Origin of the sequence: Hymenobacter glaciei, assembly GCF_039539585.1 — a bacterium.
Taxonomy (GTDB): Bacteria; Bacteroidota; Bacteroidia; order Cytophagales; family Hymenobacteraceae; genus Hymenobacter; species Hymenobacter glaciei.
The window spans coordinates 320,027-333,838 of record NZ_BAABDK010000025.1; the positions used below are offsets into that span (position 1 = coordinate 320,027).

The window sequence follows — 13,812 nt, forward strand, 5'->3', positions numbered from 1 at the left end:
TGGGAACCCAACCCCCTGTTGGCTTGTATCTTTGCACTATGCTGCTAGAACTGCCCCTCGCCCCCGTTGTTAAAAAGCGTGATATCCGCAAAACCTCGCCCGACGAGCTCAAGGCCTTTATGGTGGAGCACGGCGAGAAGCCCTTCCGTGCCAAGCAGGTAACGGAGTGGCTGTGGAAGAACACCGCCGCCACGTTTGAGGAGATGAACAACATCTCGGTGGCCACCCGCGAGCTGCTCGACCAGCACTTCGTCATCAACGGCGTAACCGTTCAGAACAAGCAGCTCAGCAACGACGGCACCATTAAGTCGGCGTTCAAGCTGTTCGATGGCAACATCGTGGAAGGCGTGCTCATTCCGCACGATACGCGGATGACGGCCTGCATTTCGAGCCAGGTGGGCTGCTCGCTCACGTGTAAGTTTTGCGCCACCGGCTACATGGACCGCAAGCGCAACCTCGACGCGGCCGAGATTTACGACCAGGTGGTGCGCATCCGGGAGCAGTGCGAGGCCCAATACGGCACGCCGCTCACCAACATCGTGTACATGGGCATGGGCGAGCCGTTGCTCAACTACGCCAACGTGGTGGAAAGCGTGCGCCGCATCACCGCGCCCGATGGCCTAAACATGGCCCCGCGGCGCATCACCATCAGCACGGCCGGCATTGCCAAGATGATTAAAAAGCTGGCCGATGACGACGTGAAGGCCAACTTGGCCCTTTCGCTGCACGCTCCAACGGATGCCAAGCGCAACGAAATCATGCCCATCAACGAGGCCAATTCGCTGGCCGCGCTGAAGGAAGCCCTGCAGTATTACCACCAGAAAACCGGCCGCAAAGTCACGTATGAGTACATCGTATTCGATGGTTTCAACGACGGCCTCGACGATGCCGAGCACCTGCTCAAAATTGCCAAGTGGCTGCCCTGCAAGGTGAACCTGATTGAGTACAACCCCATCGAAAACGCGAGCTACCAGAACGCGGAAGCCGATAAAATCACCGCCTTCCACAAGTACCTGGCCGACCGCGGCGTGCAAACCAACATCCGCCGCTCGCGGGGTAAGGACATCGACGCGGCCTGCGGGCAGCTGGCCGTGAAGGAGGAGAAGACCGGCGCTTAAGCTATTTCGTCGGGCAGGAAACTTGTTCCGAAATACCTAAATACCCAGGCCAAAAAAGACCACCAAGCTTGGTGGTCTTTTTTGGCCTGGGTATTTAATTCTACTTTACTTGTGCTTACCAAAGCGGTAGGTCATCTCCAGGTAGGCTGGGTAGATGCCACCGACCTCAGTGCCGTAAATGAACCCCAGGCTGCCGCCGTAGCGGTCGCCCTGCAACCGCCCACCTATCAGGCCCAAAAATCCGCCCGAGGCAATGTACGTTTCGGTGAGGAAGGAGAAACTGCGCGACAGCCGTTTGGCGCCGCCCAGCAGCAGGATGGGGCTGGTGCTTCCCTCGAAGCCATCGGCAAAGCCGTAGCCCAGGCCGGCGGTCACGTTGTCATCAGCAGAGCCGTAGGTGCCCACGCCGTAAGCCACACCACCACCGTAGCCAAAAGCCCGTGCGTAGAGCGCACCGCCGCCCACGTGGAATTTCTCCGTGATAGCCACACTCACCTTGGGCGTGATTGCAAACACGTTGCCTCCTATCCCCGGAATGATGGGCACGAGGGCTCCCACCGAAATATTGTCGGTGACGCCGTAGTTAACGCCGATAAGATAAATGTCGATGTCCTGCAGATAGCCTTCGCCGCGACGAAGGTTGCGGGCCGTGGGCGCAAAAAACAGGCGGGTACCATTGCCCACGTCGCCATAGCCCTTGGCAGCCTGCTCCGACGTGAGCAGCACCATGCGCTTCAGGTTAGTGCGTTGCACCCGCACCACACCCAGGTCTTTGGTAGCAAACTCCAGTTCCTCGATGCTAACTGTTTGCAATACACCAATAAACGTATTGCCTGACCTAAGTTCGACACTGTAGGTACTCCCCAGTTGCTCGGGTGTGGCTTGGCCGGCCGGGGTAAAGACGCCGGCTGCTGGCTGAGGGTTCGCGTCGAGTTCGCGCTGGCGGCGCTCGATGAGGTCGTGCGCCGCCTGAAATTCGGCCGCGGTGAATGGCCGCGCCACCAAACGGCCGTCGCGCAGGCGGGTTCGCAGCGTAATGCTGCTGTCCGGCGCCAGGACGCGCACGAAGCGGGCCTCCTGAAAATCGTCGGCCATGTAGTAGGGGAACAGGCCAAAGCGGGCCTTTTCGGCCCCGTCAATGACTTCGCCCACAACGGGGCTGACGACGAGCACCCGCTCGGCGGGCGTTTGAGCAAAGGCCGACTTACTGAACGATGCCAGAGCCAAACTGCAGAGAAAGGTGCGTAAGAAGAGGGACATAGCGAATTTTTTTTTCCAAAGATGCCACCCTACACGGCACTAATTGCAAACTAATATCTTTATTATTTCGACTTTTCAATTCCATCTTTCAACGACGAGCAGCGGGCAAAAACCCGCGCAAAATGCGCCAAAGCCAGTTGGCAGGCCTTGCTTCCCTGTTCATAAAAGGATTTTACAGCGCGCGGCAGCAAGCCAAATAGTAGGCAGCTAGTCGCAAAAGTGGAAGCAACGTCGGCCAATGCCTTAACTCCGTGCATACTCCTTGAAGCATAAAAAAAGCCCGACTCAGCAGCCGGGCTTTTTTTATGCTTCGCGCAAAAGATTGTTGCTTAGTCGGCCAGGCCGTCGTGGTTGCGGTCTTTCGCGTCGCCGGCAGCTTTGTACAGGTCTTTGCCGGTAACGGCGCGTACGGTGTCGCGGGCGAGGCCGGCCGTGGCCGAGTCGCCGCCCGCAACGCCGTCCTGGCTGGCGGCAGGGCCTTTTTTGGTGTAGCCGCGCTCGACGTTGGTGTCGCCTTCTTTGGTACCGGAGCTACAAGCACTGGCCGTAGCCAGCAACACGCCGGCAACGGCCAGCGAACGGAGGAATTGTTGGGAAAACATGAAGGACAGAATTGGGAGATGATGCAAGAGCAATGCTGCAAGGTAAAGAAATAACCCGCCGCCGCGCAACCCGTACCCCTGCCAGCGGTTGTACCCGGTAGTCGGGCCACTCCGCTACCCTTCTGCTTGCCCTTCTCATTTCACCGCTTCCATGCCTCACGCCGCTCTGCCCACGCCCGCCTACACGTATCCCGAGTTCCGAGCCCTGGTGGGCCAGTTGGCCGCCGAGCACCGCACCACTGGCCCCGACCAGACGCCCGGCCTCGTGCGCTACACCGACCAGAACCAGGCCCACCTCGACCGGGCCTTGGCGCTGCCCCTGCTGCCAGCCCTGCTGGAGCGCCTGCGCAGTTTGCCCCGTTCCGAGCAGTGGCTGCTGTTGGGCGAAGCTTGGTGCGGCGACACGGCCCACACGCTGCCCATCCTGGCCCACCTGGCCGCCCAGAGCCAGGGCTGCGTGGCGCTGCACGTCGTCCTCCGCTCCGACCATCCCGAGTTGATGGCTGCTTATCAGACCAATGGCAAGGACAGCATTCCCAAGCTCATCCGGCGCGATGCCGAAACCGGGGCCGACCTGGGCGCCTGGGGCCCCCGCCCCGCCGCCGCGCAAGCCCTCAGCCACCAGTTGCACACCGACCCCAGCCTGCACACCAACCAGGTAGTCAGGGGCATGAACGAATGGTACGAGGCCGATGCCGGCCAGTCGGTGCAGCAGGAACTGCTCGCGGCCCTAGCCTAAACCGGCCGAACCACGACAGGCCCCAAAGCCAAAAAGTTGTGGTACGAGAAATTTCCCCTATTTTCACCTTCCCAATTATTTGGCATACATGCTTCAACCGTTGCGTCGTCGTTTTCAACAGTACGTGGCCCGGTGGCCGTGGCGGCGGGTGGGGTTGCTGGCCGGAATTAGCTTCCTGCTGGCACTTATGCTAATAATCTACCTGTTTGGGGTGAGTGACCATTTTTTTGGTCGACTTTTTTTCGCGTTTCTCGTATTCGTCTGGCTACTGTCGGTCACCTTCCTGGCCGTTGTTCCGTTTGTGACCTGGGCTACGGCCAATTGGTTCGGGCGGGGCTGGGCCGAAGCCTCAACGCCGGTGCCCCGCCCTCGGCGGGCAGCGGCGTCGGCCGGCACTGCAGCAAGCGCGCGTACAGTTTCCTCACCGGCCTCCTCACGGCGGCCTCAAACACGTTAAAGCCCTTGAAAACTAATCTCCTGCATATCAAAAATATGGTGTGCCCCCGGTGCGTGGAGGCAGTACACGGTTTGTTAGAGCGTGCGGGCTACCGGCCCAAAGCGGTTTCGCTGGGCGTAGCCGAGCTCGACGACGCTACCCCCGCCGACCCCGAGGACCTGGCCCCACTGTTGCACGCGGCCGGCTTCGAGCTCTTGCGCGGCCGCGCCGAGCAGCTCACCGAACAAATCAAAGGCACCCTGGCCGAGTACCTCGAACACCTGCGCACGGCGCGCTCGCCGCTCACCACCTCGGCTTTTCTCACCGACCGGTTTGCGGCTACTTACTCGCACCTGAGCAAAGTTTTCTCGCGCACCGCCCACCTCACCATCGAGAAATACCTCATTCGCCTCAAGATTGAGCGCGTGAAGGAGATGCTCAGCTACGGCGAGCTGACGCTGAACCAGATTGCCGACCAGATGCGCTACAGCTCGGGCCAGCACCTGAGCAACCAGTTTCGCCAGGTAACGGGCTACTCGGTAAGTGAATTCCGCCGGCTGATGCTGCCTGAGCGCATGTCGCTCGACGCGTTGGCATAAACGACACTACCATTGAATAACGAAAAGAGGCTTTCCACATTGGAAAGCCTCTTTTGTTTACATCCTCTGCCCTACTGTTGTGGATGCTTGCATTACAACGCTAAACGGCGGCGATTATAGTAGCGAGTGGCACGGACGGCAATGGGCAGGCCGATGCACAGTATCAGGATGCCGAGCCCAATGGCCGACGGCACCGGCTCGAGGGGCCGCACTCCTACCCGGGAGTTGGGCAGCACCACGAGGTTCATCAATAGCCAGACGGCCATTCCGTAGAAAACCCCGGCCAGCACCGGGTGCTCCAAGAGCCACGTTAGCCGCGGGCTAAGCCAATAAAAAAACACCGCGAACATTATCGCAATGAGGTAGTGAGCGACCAGGCCCGTCAGAGCCATGCCAACCCCTCCGGCAAAAGCCTCTTTCCCAAAAAGCGCGCTGGCAATAAAGTCCAGTACGTCGACCGGGGATTTGTGCGTCGTGAGTACGTACTGGGTACAGGCCGCCGTGATGTCGAGCGTGCCCGCGAGCAAGCCCGTCACGAAAGCAGCACGGCCCCAGCCGACTGGGTGCCCCTCGGGGCCTGGTACCTGTGGCGTTTCCATAAGGAAAAGCAAGTGTTTCCGATGAGAATTGCTTGCATGGCGGTGCACCGGCTGCCAGGCCCGACCTTTGCAGCCGAAATTGAACCCCGACCCTGGCGGCCGGGTTAGTCTCCACTGTGTCTAGTTCTTCGCCCCGCATCCTGCTCATTACGCCGCCGCTCACGCAGCTCAATACCCCGTACCCGGCCACGGCCTATATCAAGGGGTTTCTGTCGGGACGGGGGTACAACGTGACGCAGGCCGACCTGGGCCTGCAGCTGGTGCTCCGGCTGTTCTCGGCCGAGGGTTTGCGGCGGGTATTTGCTGAGATTGAAGCCGGCAGCTTTAACCTGAGCGACAACGCGCGGCGGATGCTGCGCCTGCAGGGCCGCTACGTGGCTACTATCGGGCCGGTCATCCGCTTTTTGCAAAACAAGGACCTCACGCTGGCGCCGCGTATCTGCCACGGCCGCTTTTTGCCCGAGGCCAGCCGCTTCGACAACGTGGCCGACCTGGAAACCGCTTTTGGTACCATGGGCCTCACCGACCAGGCCCGCCACTTGGCCACGCTCTACCTCGAAGACCTGGCCGACCTCATCAAGGAGACCGTGGGGCCACACTTTGGCTTCTCACGCTACGCCGAAAAGCTGGCCCTCTCGGCTACCAGCTTCGAGCCCCTGCACGAGGCCCTGACGGCTGCACCTAACCTGCTCGACCGCATGCTGCTGGAAGAGCTGGAACCCCTGCTGGCGCGCGTGCAGCCCGACATGGTGGGCTTCACGGTCCCCTTTCCGGGCAACCTCTACGGTGCGTTGCGGCTGGCCCGGCGCATCAAGGAAATTAGCCCCGATACCGCGACAGTGATGGGCGGCGGCTACCCCAACACCGAGCTGCGCACCATTCAGGAACCGCGCTTCTTCGATTACATCGATTTCCTGACTCTGGATGACGGCGAAGGACCGTGGCTCCGGCTGCTGGAATATTTGAGCACGACCAGGGAGCAGAAACAACGGCATGCCGAGCTGAGTGGCCATGAGGGCTGGGGAGACAGCGAAGCCGAAGACGAAGTACACTGCACGCTGCAGGCTGTACTGTACAGCCCGCCCAGCCGCGACCAGCTCCAGCGCACCTTCCTGCGCAACGCGCAAGGGCAAATCGAGTACATCAACCACCCCCATCCCGACGTACCGCACGCCGAAGTAGGTACGCCCGACTATTCCGATTTGCCCCTGACTGAGTACCTCTCGGTGCTGGAAGTGCTGAACCCCATGCACCGCCTCTGGAGCGACGGCCGCTGGAACAAGCTTACGGTAGCCCACGGCTGCTACTGGAAGCGCTGCTCGTTCTGTGATGTCACGCTGGATTACATCAGCCGCTACGAAACGGCGCCCAGCACGCTGCTGGTCGACCGTATTGAGCAGATTATTCAGCAAACCGGCCAAACCGGATTTCACTTCGTGGACGAAGCCGCGCCGCCGCTGGCCCTGCGCGATTTGGCCGTGGAGCTGCTTAAGCGCCGCGTGCCCATTACCTGGTGGGGCAACATTCGCTTCGAAAAGACCTTCTCGACCGACCTGTGCCGGCTGCTGGCCGCCTCGGGCTGCATCGCGGTGAGCGGCGGACTGGAAGTAGCCTCCGACCGCCTGCTGGCCCTGATGGAAAAGGGTGTGACCATTGCGCAGGTGGCCCGCGTAGCCGACGGCTTCACCCAGGCCGGAATTATGGTGCACGCCTACCTCATGTATGGTTTCCCCACCGAAACCGCGCAGGAAACCGTGGACAGCCTCGAAGTGGTGCGCCAGCTGTTTGCGGCCGGCGTGGTGCAAAGCGGCTACTGGCACCGCTTCTCGATGACGGCCCACTCGCCGGTGGGCAAAAACCCAGCGAAGTATCAGGTGGCGGCCATTGGCCCCGAGCCGGCCGGCTTCGCCTGGAACGACCTGTGGCACGACGACCCGCTCGGTACCGACCACGAGGCATTTGGGCCGGGCCTGGCCAAGTCGCTCTACAACTACCTGCACGGCGTGGCGCTCGATGAGCCCCTGGCCCGCTGGTTCGATTTTAAAACTCCGCGTCCCAGCACGCCGCGCCACCTGGTGCAGCAGGCCCTGCAAGCCCCTGAGAAACTTGACTTCGCCCGGCAAAACCAGCGCCTGTTCTGGCTGGGCAACGCACCCGAAATCCGAATGGAAGCCGGCAAAAAATCGCCGCGCGCCGTGCTCACCTGCTACGAGCAGGCCGAGGATTTCGAAGTAAAAACCACCGAGGCGGCCGGCCAATGGCTGCACCAGCTCCTCACCCGGCTCAGCCAGGATTTCGACACGAAAGTGCTACTGCGCGATGCAATGGCCTCCTTCCCGCCTTCGGAAGGTTCGTTTGAAGCCTTTGTGCTAACACCTGCCTGGCAGCTGCTGCGCGAGAAAGGCCTGCTGCTGATTTAGCCGCTGGTTTAACTAGAGCCGCCGATGGTGCAGGTACCAACCTAGCGGCTTCCCACCCATTGCACAACATCGCCCGGCAGGCCCGGGCCGAACTGTACATTCAACCCCTCGCCGGTAAGCAGCGCGGGGCCCGTGGCGCGGTAGCTGCGCACGACGATGCCGCGCCGGCTGCCCACGGCCGCCCGTAGCTGGGCGGCGCGCACTGTGGCATCGGTCCCGCCATACAAGCCCAGCACCGGCATTTTACGGTTGCGCAGCTCGCGGAAAGCCGAACGAGAAGCCGCATCTACTACCGCATTTTGCACGATGAGAAAGGCCAGCCTTGGGTTGGCGGCCGCCAGCGCAACCGCCCGGGGGCCAACGGCCCACGCGCCAAGGCTGGCGGTATCGGCCCCAGGCGTGGCGCGAAGCAGCTGCAGGGCGGCTAGCAGACGCGGGGCCTCGTTGGCATTTGTGGCGGAGTCGGCTGGTGGCAGCAGCAGCACGATGATGCCTGCCCGGGCCAGCGCATCGGCCCAAAGTGCAGCAGTGGGCGCGGTGGCAGCATCGGGCAGCAGCGCCAGCGCTGCGCCGGGTGTGCTGGTATCGGTGGGCGCAAACAGCCAGCTTTGGCCACCTACCTCTTGTGGCACGGCTGCAACGGAGTAGCTGCTGGGGTCGGGCACGCCGCGCTTGAGCAGAATAAGCGGCACCGACGTGGAGTCGAGGGCCAGGGAGCCGCGCCAGAAGTCGCCGTCCAGCGTCAGCGTCAGGGTTTGGCTGAGCCGGGCCGGGCGCACGAGCCGCAATTGGTTGGCGGTGAGCAGCAGCGTATCGGCCACAAAGCTGAGGGCGGGGGCTCCGGGTACGGTCAACTCAGCATCGTAATGGCCGGCGCTGGGATGGCGAATATCGAGCGCGGCGCGTAGTTGCGGGCTGCCAGTGACCCCGATGCTGCCTTGGTAATGGCCCACGGGCGGGGCCATCGGGGTATCAGCAGGCGGGCGCTGGGGTTGGCAGGCGCCGAGCCCAGCAAGGGCCAGCAGCAGGGCCGGCCAGCTGGCACGGCCAAGGAATAAACGCAACCGGGCAGGTATCGGCATGGCCAAATGTAAGGGCTTAGCGGCCGGCCATGCCCTTGCGCAGAATCAGGTCGGTTTGCACGTCCTGCCCCAGGCGGAATTCGTGCTTCCCGATTTCGCGAAAGCCAAAGCGCTGGTAGAAGGCGCGGGCACGGTCGTTTTTCTCCCACACGCCCAGCACCACGGCCGAGCAGTGCAGCTGCTCGGCCAGCGCCAGAATGCCGCGCATCAGCGCTGCCCCCAAACCGGTACCCTGCCAGTCGTCGCGCACGTAGAGGCGTTCAATTTCGAGGCGGCCGGCCGGGTTCTGGCTTTCGGGCTGGCCCAGGGCCGAGTTGTCGCGCAGCTTGGCATAGCCCACCAACTCGTTCTGCATATGCGCCAGCAGAAAGGTGTTTTCGCGGTCCTGCAGTTCGGCCAGCTGAATGTCGGGGCCAAAGTTTTCGGCCAGGTAAGCGGCCATGTCGGCTGCCGTATTAGTAGCGGCGAAGGTATCCTGAAATGTTTGGCGGCCCAGGTCGGCCAGTTGCGCGGCCGTGGGGGCATTGGCTTTAGCCAGCGAAATGCGAAGGGGTGATGACATAGGGCAAAGGTCGGGCACCAACGCCCGACTTACAGTATCTCGTCGGCGTTGGGGTTGCGGTGGTCGCTGGTACCGCGCCGCATGCGCAGCCCCCAACGCATGAGCAGCCCGCCCGCCAACAGGCCCAGCAGGTTGATGGCCAGTAGGCCCACCGGCAACTCGGCCTCGCCGGTGTTCCAGCGGTAGAGCATTACGCCAATTTTCAGGAGCAGACCCAAGCCCAGCAGAAAGCCACTAAACAGAAGGAGCAGGCCCACAAGGCGGTTGGTAGCGGGTGGAAGCGGAGGTGTAGCCATGGTGCCCCTGATACGCGCCACTCCGGAAATGGGTTGAGCAGCAGCCCAGTTGCTAATCCGGTTCTTTGGCGTAATTTTGGGCCACCAAGGTATCCCTGCGAGAGTAGCTCAGTTGGTAGAGCATCAGCTTCCCAAGCTGAGGGTCGCGAGTTCGAACCTCGTTTCTCGCTCATTGAGTAACAGCCCCCTAGCATTTGCGCTGGGGGGCTGTTTTGGTTTTACCAATGCCGGTGCACTGCATCGCAGAAGTCCCGCTAATCGGTTGGTCGAAGCGCTGGTTTGCGAAGGCAACTTGCCACAAAGCCAGCAGCATAAGGCGCAAAATGCGGTAAATGAGTCTTTGGGCACTACATTGCGCCGGCCTGTTTGCACGCTCCAGCCGCTGCCCGCCAGTGCAGGCGCAATGTACCAGGCCAGCTGCCAATCGTTTGGGCAGCTTTTTTTACGTCCTCAGCCTACTGTACTGCACTTTCCTATATTCTGGTTTCGCGATTCCCACCCAGGCGGCACCCCACCTTTACTAACCAGAACCCGCGATGCAAGTGTTGAAATTCGGAGGCACGTCGGTAGCCTCCGCCGAGAATATCCGCCATTCGCTGGCCATTGTGGCTACGGCAACCACCAAAGGCCCTGTGGTGATGGTGGTGTCGGCCCTGGGCGGCACCACCGACCTGCTGATTGGGGCCGGGCGCGCCGCCGCTGCCGGCAACGCCGCCTACCGCAACACCCTGGCCCAGCTGGCCGAGCGCCACACCACGGCCGCCCGCGAGCTGCTGACCGATGCCACGCAAGCTGAGCAAATAGCGGCTATTACGGCCCAGTTTGGCGAAATTCAGACACTGTGCGACGGCATCTTTGCCCTTGGCGAACTTTCCACCCGCACCCTCGACCGGCTGATGAGCTACGGCGAGTTGCTCTCCTCGCGCCTCGTAACGGCCGCGGCCCAGGCCCAGGGCCTGACGGCTGCCTGGGCCGATGCGCGGCAACTCATTCGCACCAACTCCCGCTTCGGCTCGGCGGAGGTAGACATGGCCGCCACCACGCGGCAGGTGGCCGACCTGCGCAAGGCCGGTCCGGCCCAAATCTGGGTAGTGCCCGGGTTTATCGGGGCCGATGCCCACGGGGTGACGACTACGCTGGGCCGGGGCGGCTCGGACTATACGGGTGCGCTGCTGGCCGCCGCGCTGGGCGCCGAAGTGCTCGAAATCTGGACCGATGTGAGCGGCATGATGACCGCCGACCCGCGCTTGGTGCGCAGCGCCCGGCCCATTGCCCACATCAGCTACCAGGAGGCCATGGAGCTGTCGCACTTTGGGGCCAAAGTGCTGTACCCGCCCACCATTCAACCGGTAATGCAGCGGGGCATTCCGCTTTGGATTAAAAACACGTTCGCGCCGGCCGACTACGGCACGCTGGTGGAAGTGGAGCCACCGCGCACGGCCGCCGTGGTGCAGGGGATTTCCAGCATCGGCAACCTGGCATTGCTGAACCTGGAAGGCAGCGGCATGGTGGGGGTGCCGGGGTTCTCGCAGCGGCTATTCGCGGCGTTGGCCCGCGAGCGCATCAACGTGGTACTCATCACCCAAAGCTCGTCGGAGCACTCGATTTGTGTGGGCGTGAACGAGCAGGACACCACACCGGCCCAGGCCGTGGTGGACGAGGAGTTTGCCACCGAAATTGCGGCGGGCCGCATTGAGCCGCTGCGGCCCGAGCGTGGGCTGGCCATTGTGGCCCTGGTGGGCGAAAACATGAAGGACCACCCTGGCATCAGCGGCAAGCTGTTTGGGGCGCTGGGCCAGAACGGGGTAAACATTAGGGCCATTGCGCAGGGGGCTTCGGAAAAGAACATCTCGACGGTGATTCGGGCCGCCGACGTGCAAAAGGCCATCAACGTGCTGCACGAGGCTTTTTTCGAGGCTACCGTGAAGCAGGTCAACCTGTTCATTCTCGGGCCGGGCAACGTGGGCAGCAAGCTGCTCGAGCAGCTGGCGCGGCAGCAAGGCCACCTGCTGGACAAGCTAGGCCTGCAGGTACGCGTGGTGGCCATTGCCAACAGCCGCCACTGCCTCGTGAACGAAAACGGCCTCGACCTGACGGTGTGGCCAGATGAGTTGGCACAGGCCCCGGCCCTGATACTGGAGGAGTTTGCCCGCCTCATCATCGAGCGCAACCTGCGCAACTCGATTTTTGTGGACGTGACGGCCAACCCCGCCGCGGCCGATATCTACGCGGGGTTGCTGGAGAAAAGCATAGCCGTAGTGGCCTGCAACAAGGTGGCGGCATCGTCGGCCTATGCCCACTATACCCGTCTCAAAAGCCTGTCGAAGGAGTTCAACACCAGCTATTTGTTCGAAACCAACGTGGGCGCGGCTCTGCCTGTCATTGGCACGCTTAACGACCTCACGCGTAGCGGCGACGTGGTGCGGCGCATGGAAGCGGTGCTCTCGGGCACGCTCAACTTCGTGTTCAATAATTATGACGGCTCGCGGCCCTTCGCCGAGGTAGTGCGCCAGGCCCAGGCCGAAGGCTACACCGAACCCGACCCGCGCCTCGACCTGAGCGGCTCCGACGTGGCCCGCAAAATCCTCATCCTGGCCCGCGAGGCCGGCCAGGTGATGGAAATGAGCGACATCGAAATCAACGGCTTCCTCCCCCCTGCCTGCCTGGACGGCGACGTGGAAGCCTTTTACACGCAAATGGCGGCGCACGAAAGCCACTTCCGAGCTCTATATGATGACGCTACCAAGGCCGACAAGCGCCTGAAGTTCGTGGCCCGCTACGCCGACGGCCGCGCCACGGTGGGCCTGCAGCAGGTGGCGCCCGGCCACGACCTCTACGACCTGCGCGGCAAAGACAACGTGGTGCTCTTTTATACCGACCGCTACGTGGACCAACCGCTGGTAGTGAAGGGGGCCGGCGCCGGGGCAGAAGTCACGGCTTCGGGGGTATTTGCGGACATAATCCGTGCCGCACGGTTGTAGCGTGGACTCTGCGAGTCCGTGCCTGCTTAGTTTTAGGCTGCATCATTTCTTCCTACGCCACACGCGGACTCACAGAGTCCACGCTACAGTTCATGCCTGATTCCGTTCTCGTTCACTCACCCGCTACGCTCTCCAATCTGGGCTGCGGCTTCGATGTATTTGGCCTGGCCCTGGCCGAACCGTACGACACCATTCGCCTCACGCGCCGTGCCGCGCCGGGCGTTAGCATCCGCCACCTCGACCCGTATAACCTGCCCACCGACCCCACCCGCAACGTGGCCGGCGTGGCGCTGCTGGCGCTGCTGAAAGCCGTGCCGGAAACGCTGGGCTTCGACCTGGAAATTACCAAGGGCATCAAGCCCGGCAGCGGGGTAGGCAGCAGCGCGGCCAGCGCCGTGGGTGCCGTGGTGGCAGCCAACGCATTGCTGGGCAACCGCTTCAGCAAAATGGAGCTGGTAGATTTTGCCATGGAAGGCGAAGCCGTGGCCTCGGGCGCGCGGCACGCCGACAACATCGCGCCGGCCATCTTCGGCGGCTTCACGGTGGTACGGGCCCTCGAGCCGGCGCTGGACATTCTGGCCCTGCCGGCCCCGCCGCTGTGGGTAGCCGTGGTGCACCCCCAGATTGAGGTGAAGACCAGCGACTCGCGCAAGGTGCTGCCAACTACCGTACCGCTGGGCCTGGCCGTGCGCCAGTGGGCCAACGTGGCCGGCCTCACCGCAGGCTTTCTCACGGCAGACTATGAGCTGATTGGCCGCTCGCTGGCCGACTACATCGTGGAGCCGGCGCGGCTGCCGCTTATTCCCGGCCTGGCCGAAGCGCGCACCCGGGCGCTGGCAGCCGGGGCCATTGGCGGCGGTATCTCGGGCTCAGGGCCGTCCATCTTCATGCTGAATAAGACGGAGGAAACAGCGCAGGCCGTGGGCACGGCACTCGGCTCCGTGTTTGCAGAATTGGGCATTGCGTTCAACGTGTACGTGGGCCCTGTGGGGACCACGGGAGCGTATGTGGTGGAAGTGGGTGAATAAAATCGGCTGTCATCCTGAGCACAGCGAAGGACCTTATCACTGCTGAACAGCATGCAGTAATTCAATTGGCGCGAACGTGACAAGGTCCTT

At 62.4% G+C, this 13,812-nt stretch carries 12 protein-coding genes and 1 tRNA gene; 7 read left to right on the forward strand and 6 right to left on the reverse strand.

Annotated features, from left to right (window positions below):
• The first annotated feature begins 38 nt into the window (after nucleotides 1-38).
• Nucleotides 39-1,118: a dual-specificity RNA methyltransferase RlmN gene (gene rlmN, locus ABD837_RS16740; RefSeq protein WP_345056742.1), complete on the forward strand. Its 1,080-nt coding sequence runs from the start codon at nucleotides 39-41 to the stop codon at nucleotides 1,116-1,118.
• Nucleotides 1,119-1,223: 105 nt separating this feature from the next.
• On the opposite strand, the gene ABD837_RS16745 is transcribed toward rlmN, so the two are convergent.
• Together ABD837_RS16745 and ABD837_RS16750 are read right to left on the reverse strand one after the other, a co-directional pair.
• Nucleotides 1,224-2,378, reverse strand: coding sequence for a hypothetical protein (locus ABD837_RS16745; protein WP_345056744.1), 1,155 nt, complete (start codon nucleotides 2,376-2,378; stop codon nucleotides 1,224-1,226).
• Nucleotides 2,379-2,707: 329 nt separating this feature from the next.
• Nucleotides 2,708-2,980 (reverse strand): hypothetical protein, encoded by a 273-nt coding sequence (locus ABD837_RS16750; protein WP_345056746.1) that lies wholly within the window; start codon nucleotides 2,978-2,980, stop codon nucleotides 2,708-2,710.
• A 151-nt stretch (nucleotides 2,981-3,131) separates the two neighbouring features.
• Here ABD837_RS16750 and ABD837_RS16755 point away from each other — a divergent pair, with 151 nt between their 5' ends.
• Entirely contained in the window at nucleotides 3,132-3,719 is a 588-nt protein-coding gene (locus ABD837_RS16755; protein ID WP_345056748.1) for a thioredoxin family protein, read from the forward strand.
• Between the two features lie 462 nt (nucleotides 3,720-4,181).
• The gene (locus tag ABD837_RS16760) at nucleotides 4,182-4,754 is read left to right on the forward strand and encodes a helix-turn-helix domain-containing protein (RefSeq protein ID WP_345056750.1); all 573 of its coding nucleotides are present in this window, start codon (nucleotides 4,182-4,184) and stop codon (nucleotides 4,752-4,754) included.
• A 92-nt stretch (nucleotides 4,755-4,846) separates the two neighbouring features.
• Here the strand turns inward: ABD837_RS16760 and ABD837_RS16765 are convergent, their stop codons facing one another.
• Nucleotides 4,847-5,353 carry a DUF1440 domain-containing protein gene (locus ABD837_RS16765; RefSeq protein WP_345056752.1) on the reverse strand — a complete coding sequence of 169 codons (507 nt, stop codon included), beginning with the start codon at nucleotides 5,351-5,353 and terminating at the stop codon, nucleotides 4,847-4,849.
• Between the two features lie 116 nt (nucleotides 5,354-5,469).
• On the opposite strand from ABD837_RS16765, the gene ABD837_RS16770 reads away from it, so the two are divergent.
• The gene (locus ABD837_RS16770) at nucleotides 5,470-7,773 is read left to right on the forward strand and encodes a B12-binding domain-containing radical SAM protein (protein WP_345056754.1); all 2,304 of its coding nucleotides are present in this window, start codon (nucleotides 5,470-5,472) and stop codon (nucleotides 7,771-7,773) included.
• A gap of 41 nt (nucleotides 7,774-7,814) precedes the next feature.
• Here the strand turns inward: ABD837_RS16770 and ABD837_RS16775 are convergent, their stop codons facing one another.
• The 3 genes from ABD837_RS16775 to ABD837_RS16785 are packed head-to-tail and all read right to left on the reverse strand — an operon-like array spanning nucleotide 7,815 to nucleotide 9,713.
• A complete protein-coding gene (locus ABD837_RS16775; protein WP_345056756.1) occupies nucleotides 7,815-8,837 on the reverse strand; it encodes a hypothetical protein in 1,023 nt (340 codons plus the stop codon).
• A gap of 34 nt (nucleotides 8,838-8,871) precedes the next feature.
• A complete protein-coding gene (locus tag ABD837_RS16780) occupies nucleotides 8,872-9,417 on the reverse strand; it encodes a GNAT family N-acetyltransferase (RefSeq protein WP_345056758.1) in 546 nt (181 codons plus the stop codon).
• 29 nt (nucleotides 9,418-9,446) lie between these two features.
• Nucleotides 9,447-9,713, reverse strand: coding sequence for a hypothetical protein (locus ABD837_RS16785; protein ID WP_345056760.1), 267 nt, complete (start codon nucleotides 9,711-9,713; stop codon nucleotides 9,447-9,449).
• 97 nt (nucleotides 9,714-9,810) lie between these two features.
• Here ABD837_RS16785 and ABD837_RS16790 point away from each other — a divergent pair.
• From ABD837_RS16790 to ABD837_RS16800, 3 genes are all read left to right on the forward strand, one after another.
• Nucleotides 9,811-9,883, forward strand: a tRNA-Gly gene (locus tag ABD837_RS16790).
• 366 nt (nucleotides 9,884-10,249) lie between these two features.
• Nucleotides 10,250-12,694 (forward strand): bifunctional aspartate kinase/homoserine dehydrogenase I, encoded by a 2,445-nt coding sequence (thrA, locus tag ABD837_RS16795; RefSeq protein ID WP_345056762.1) that lies wholly within the window; start codon nucleotides 10,250-10,252, stop codon nucleotides 12,692-12,694.
• A 92-nt stretch (nucleotides 12,695-12,786) separates the two neighbouring features.
• On the forward strand, nucleotides 12,787-13,722 hold the full coding sequence (locus tag ABD837_RS16800; RefSeq protein WP_345056764.1) for a homoserine kinase: 936 nt from the start codon (nucleotides 12,787-12,789) through the stop codon (nucleotides 13,720-13,722).
• Nucleotides 13,723-13,812: the final 90 nt, after the last annotated feature.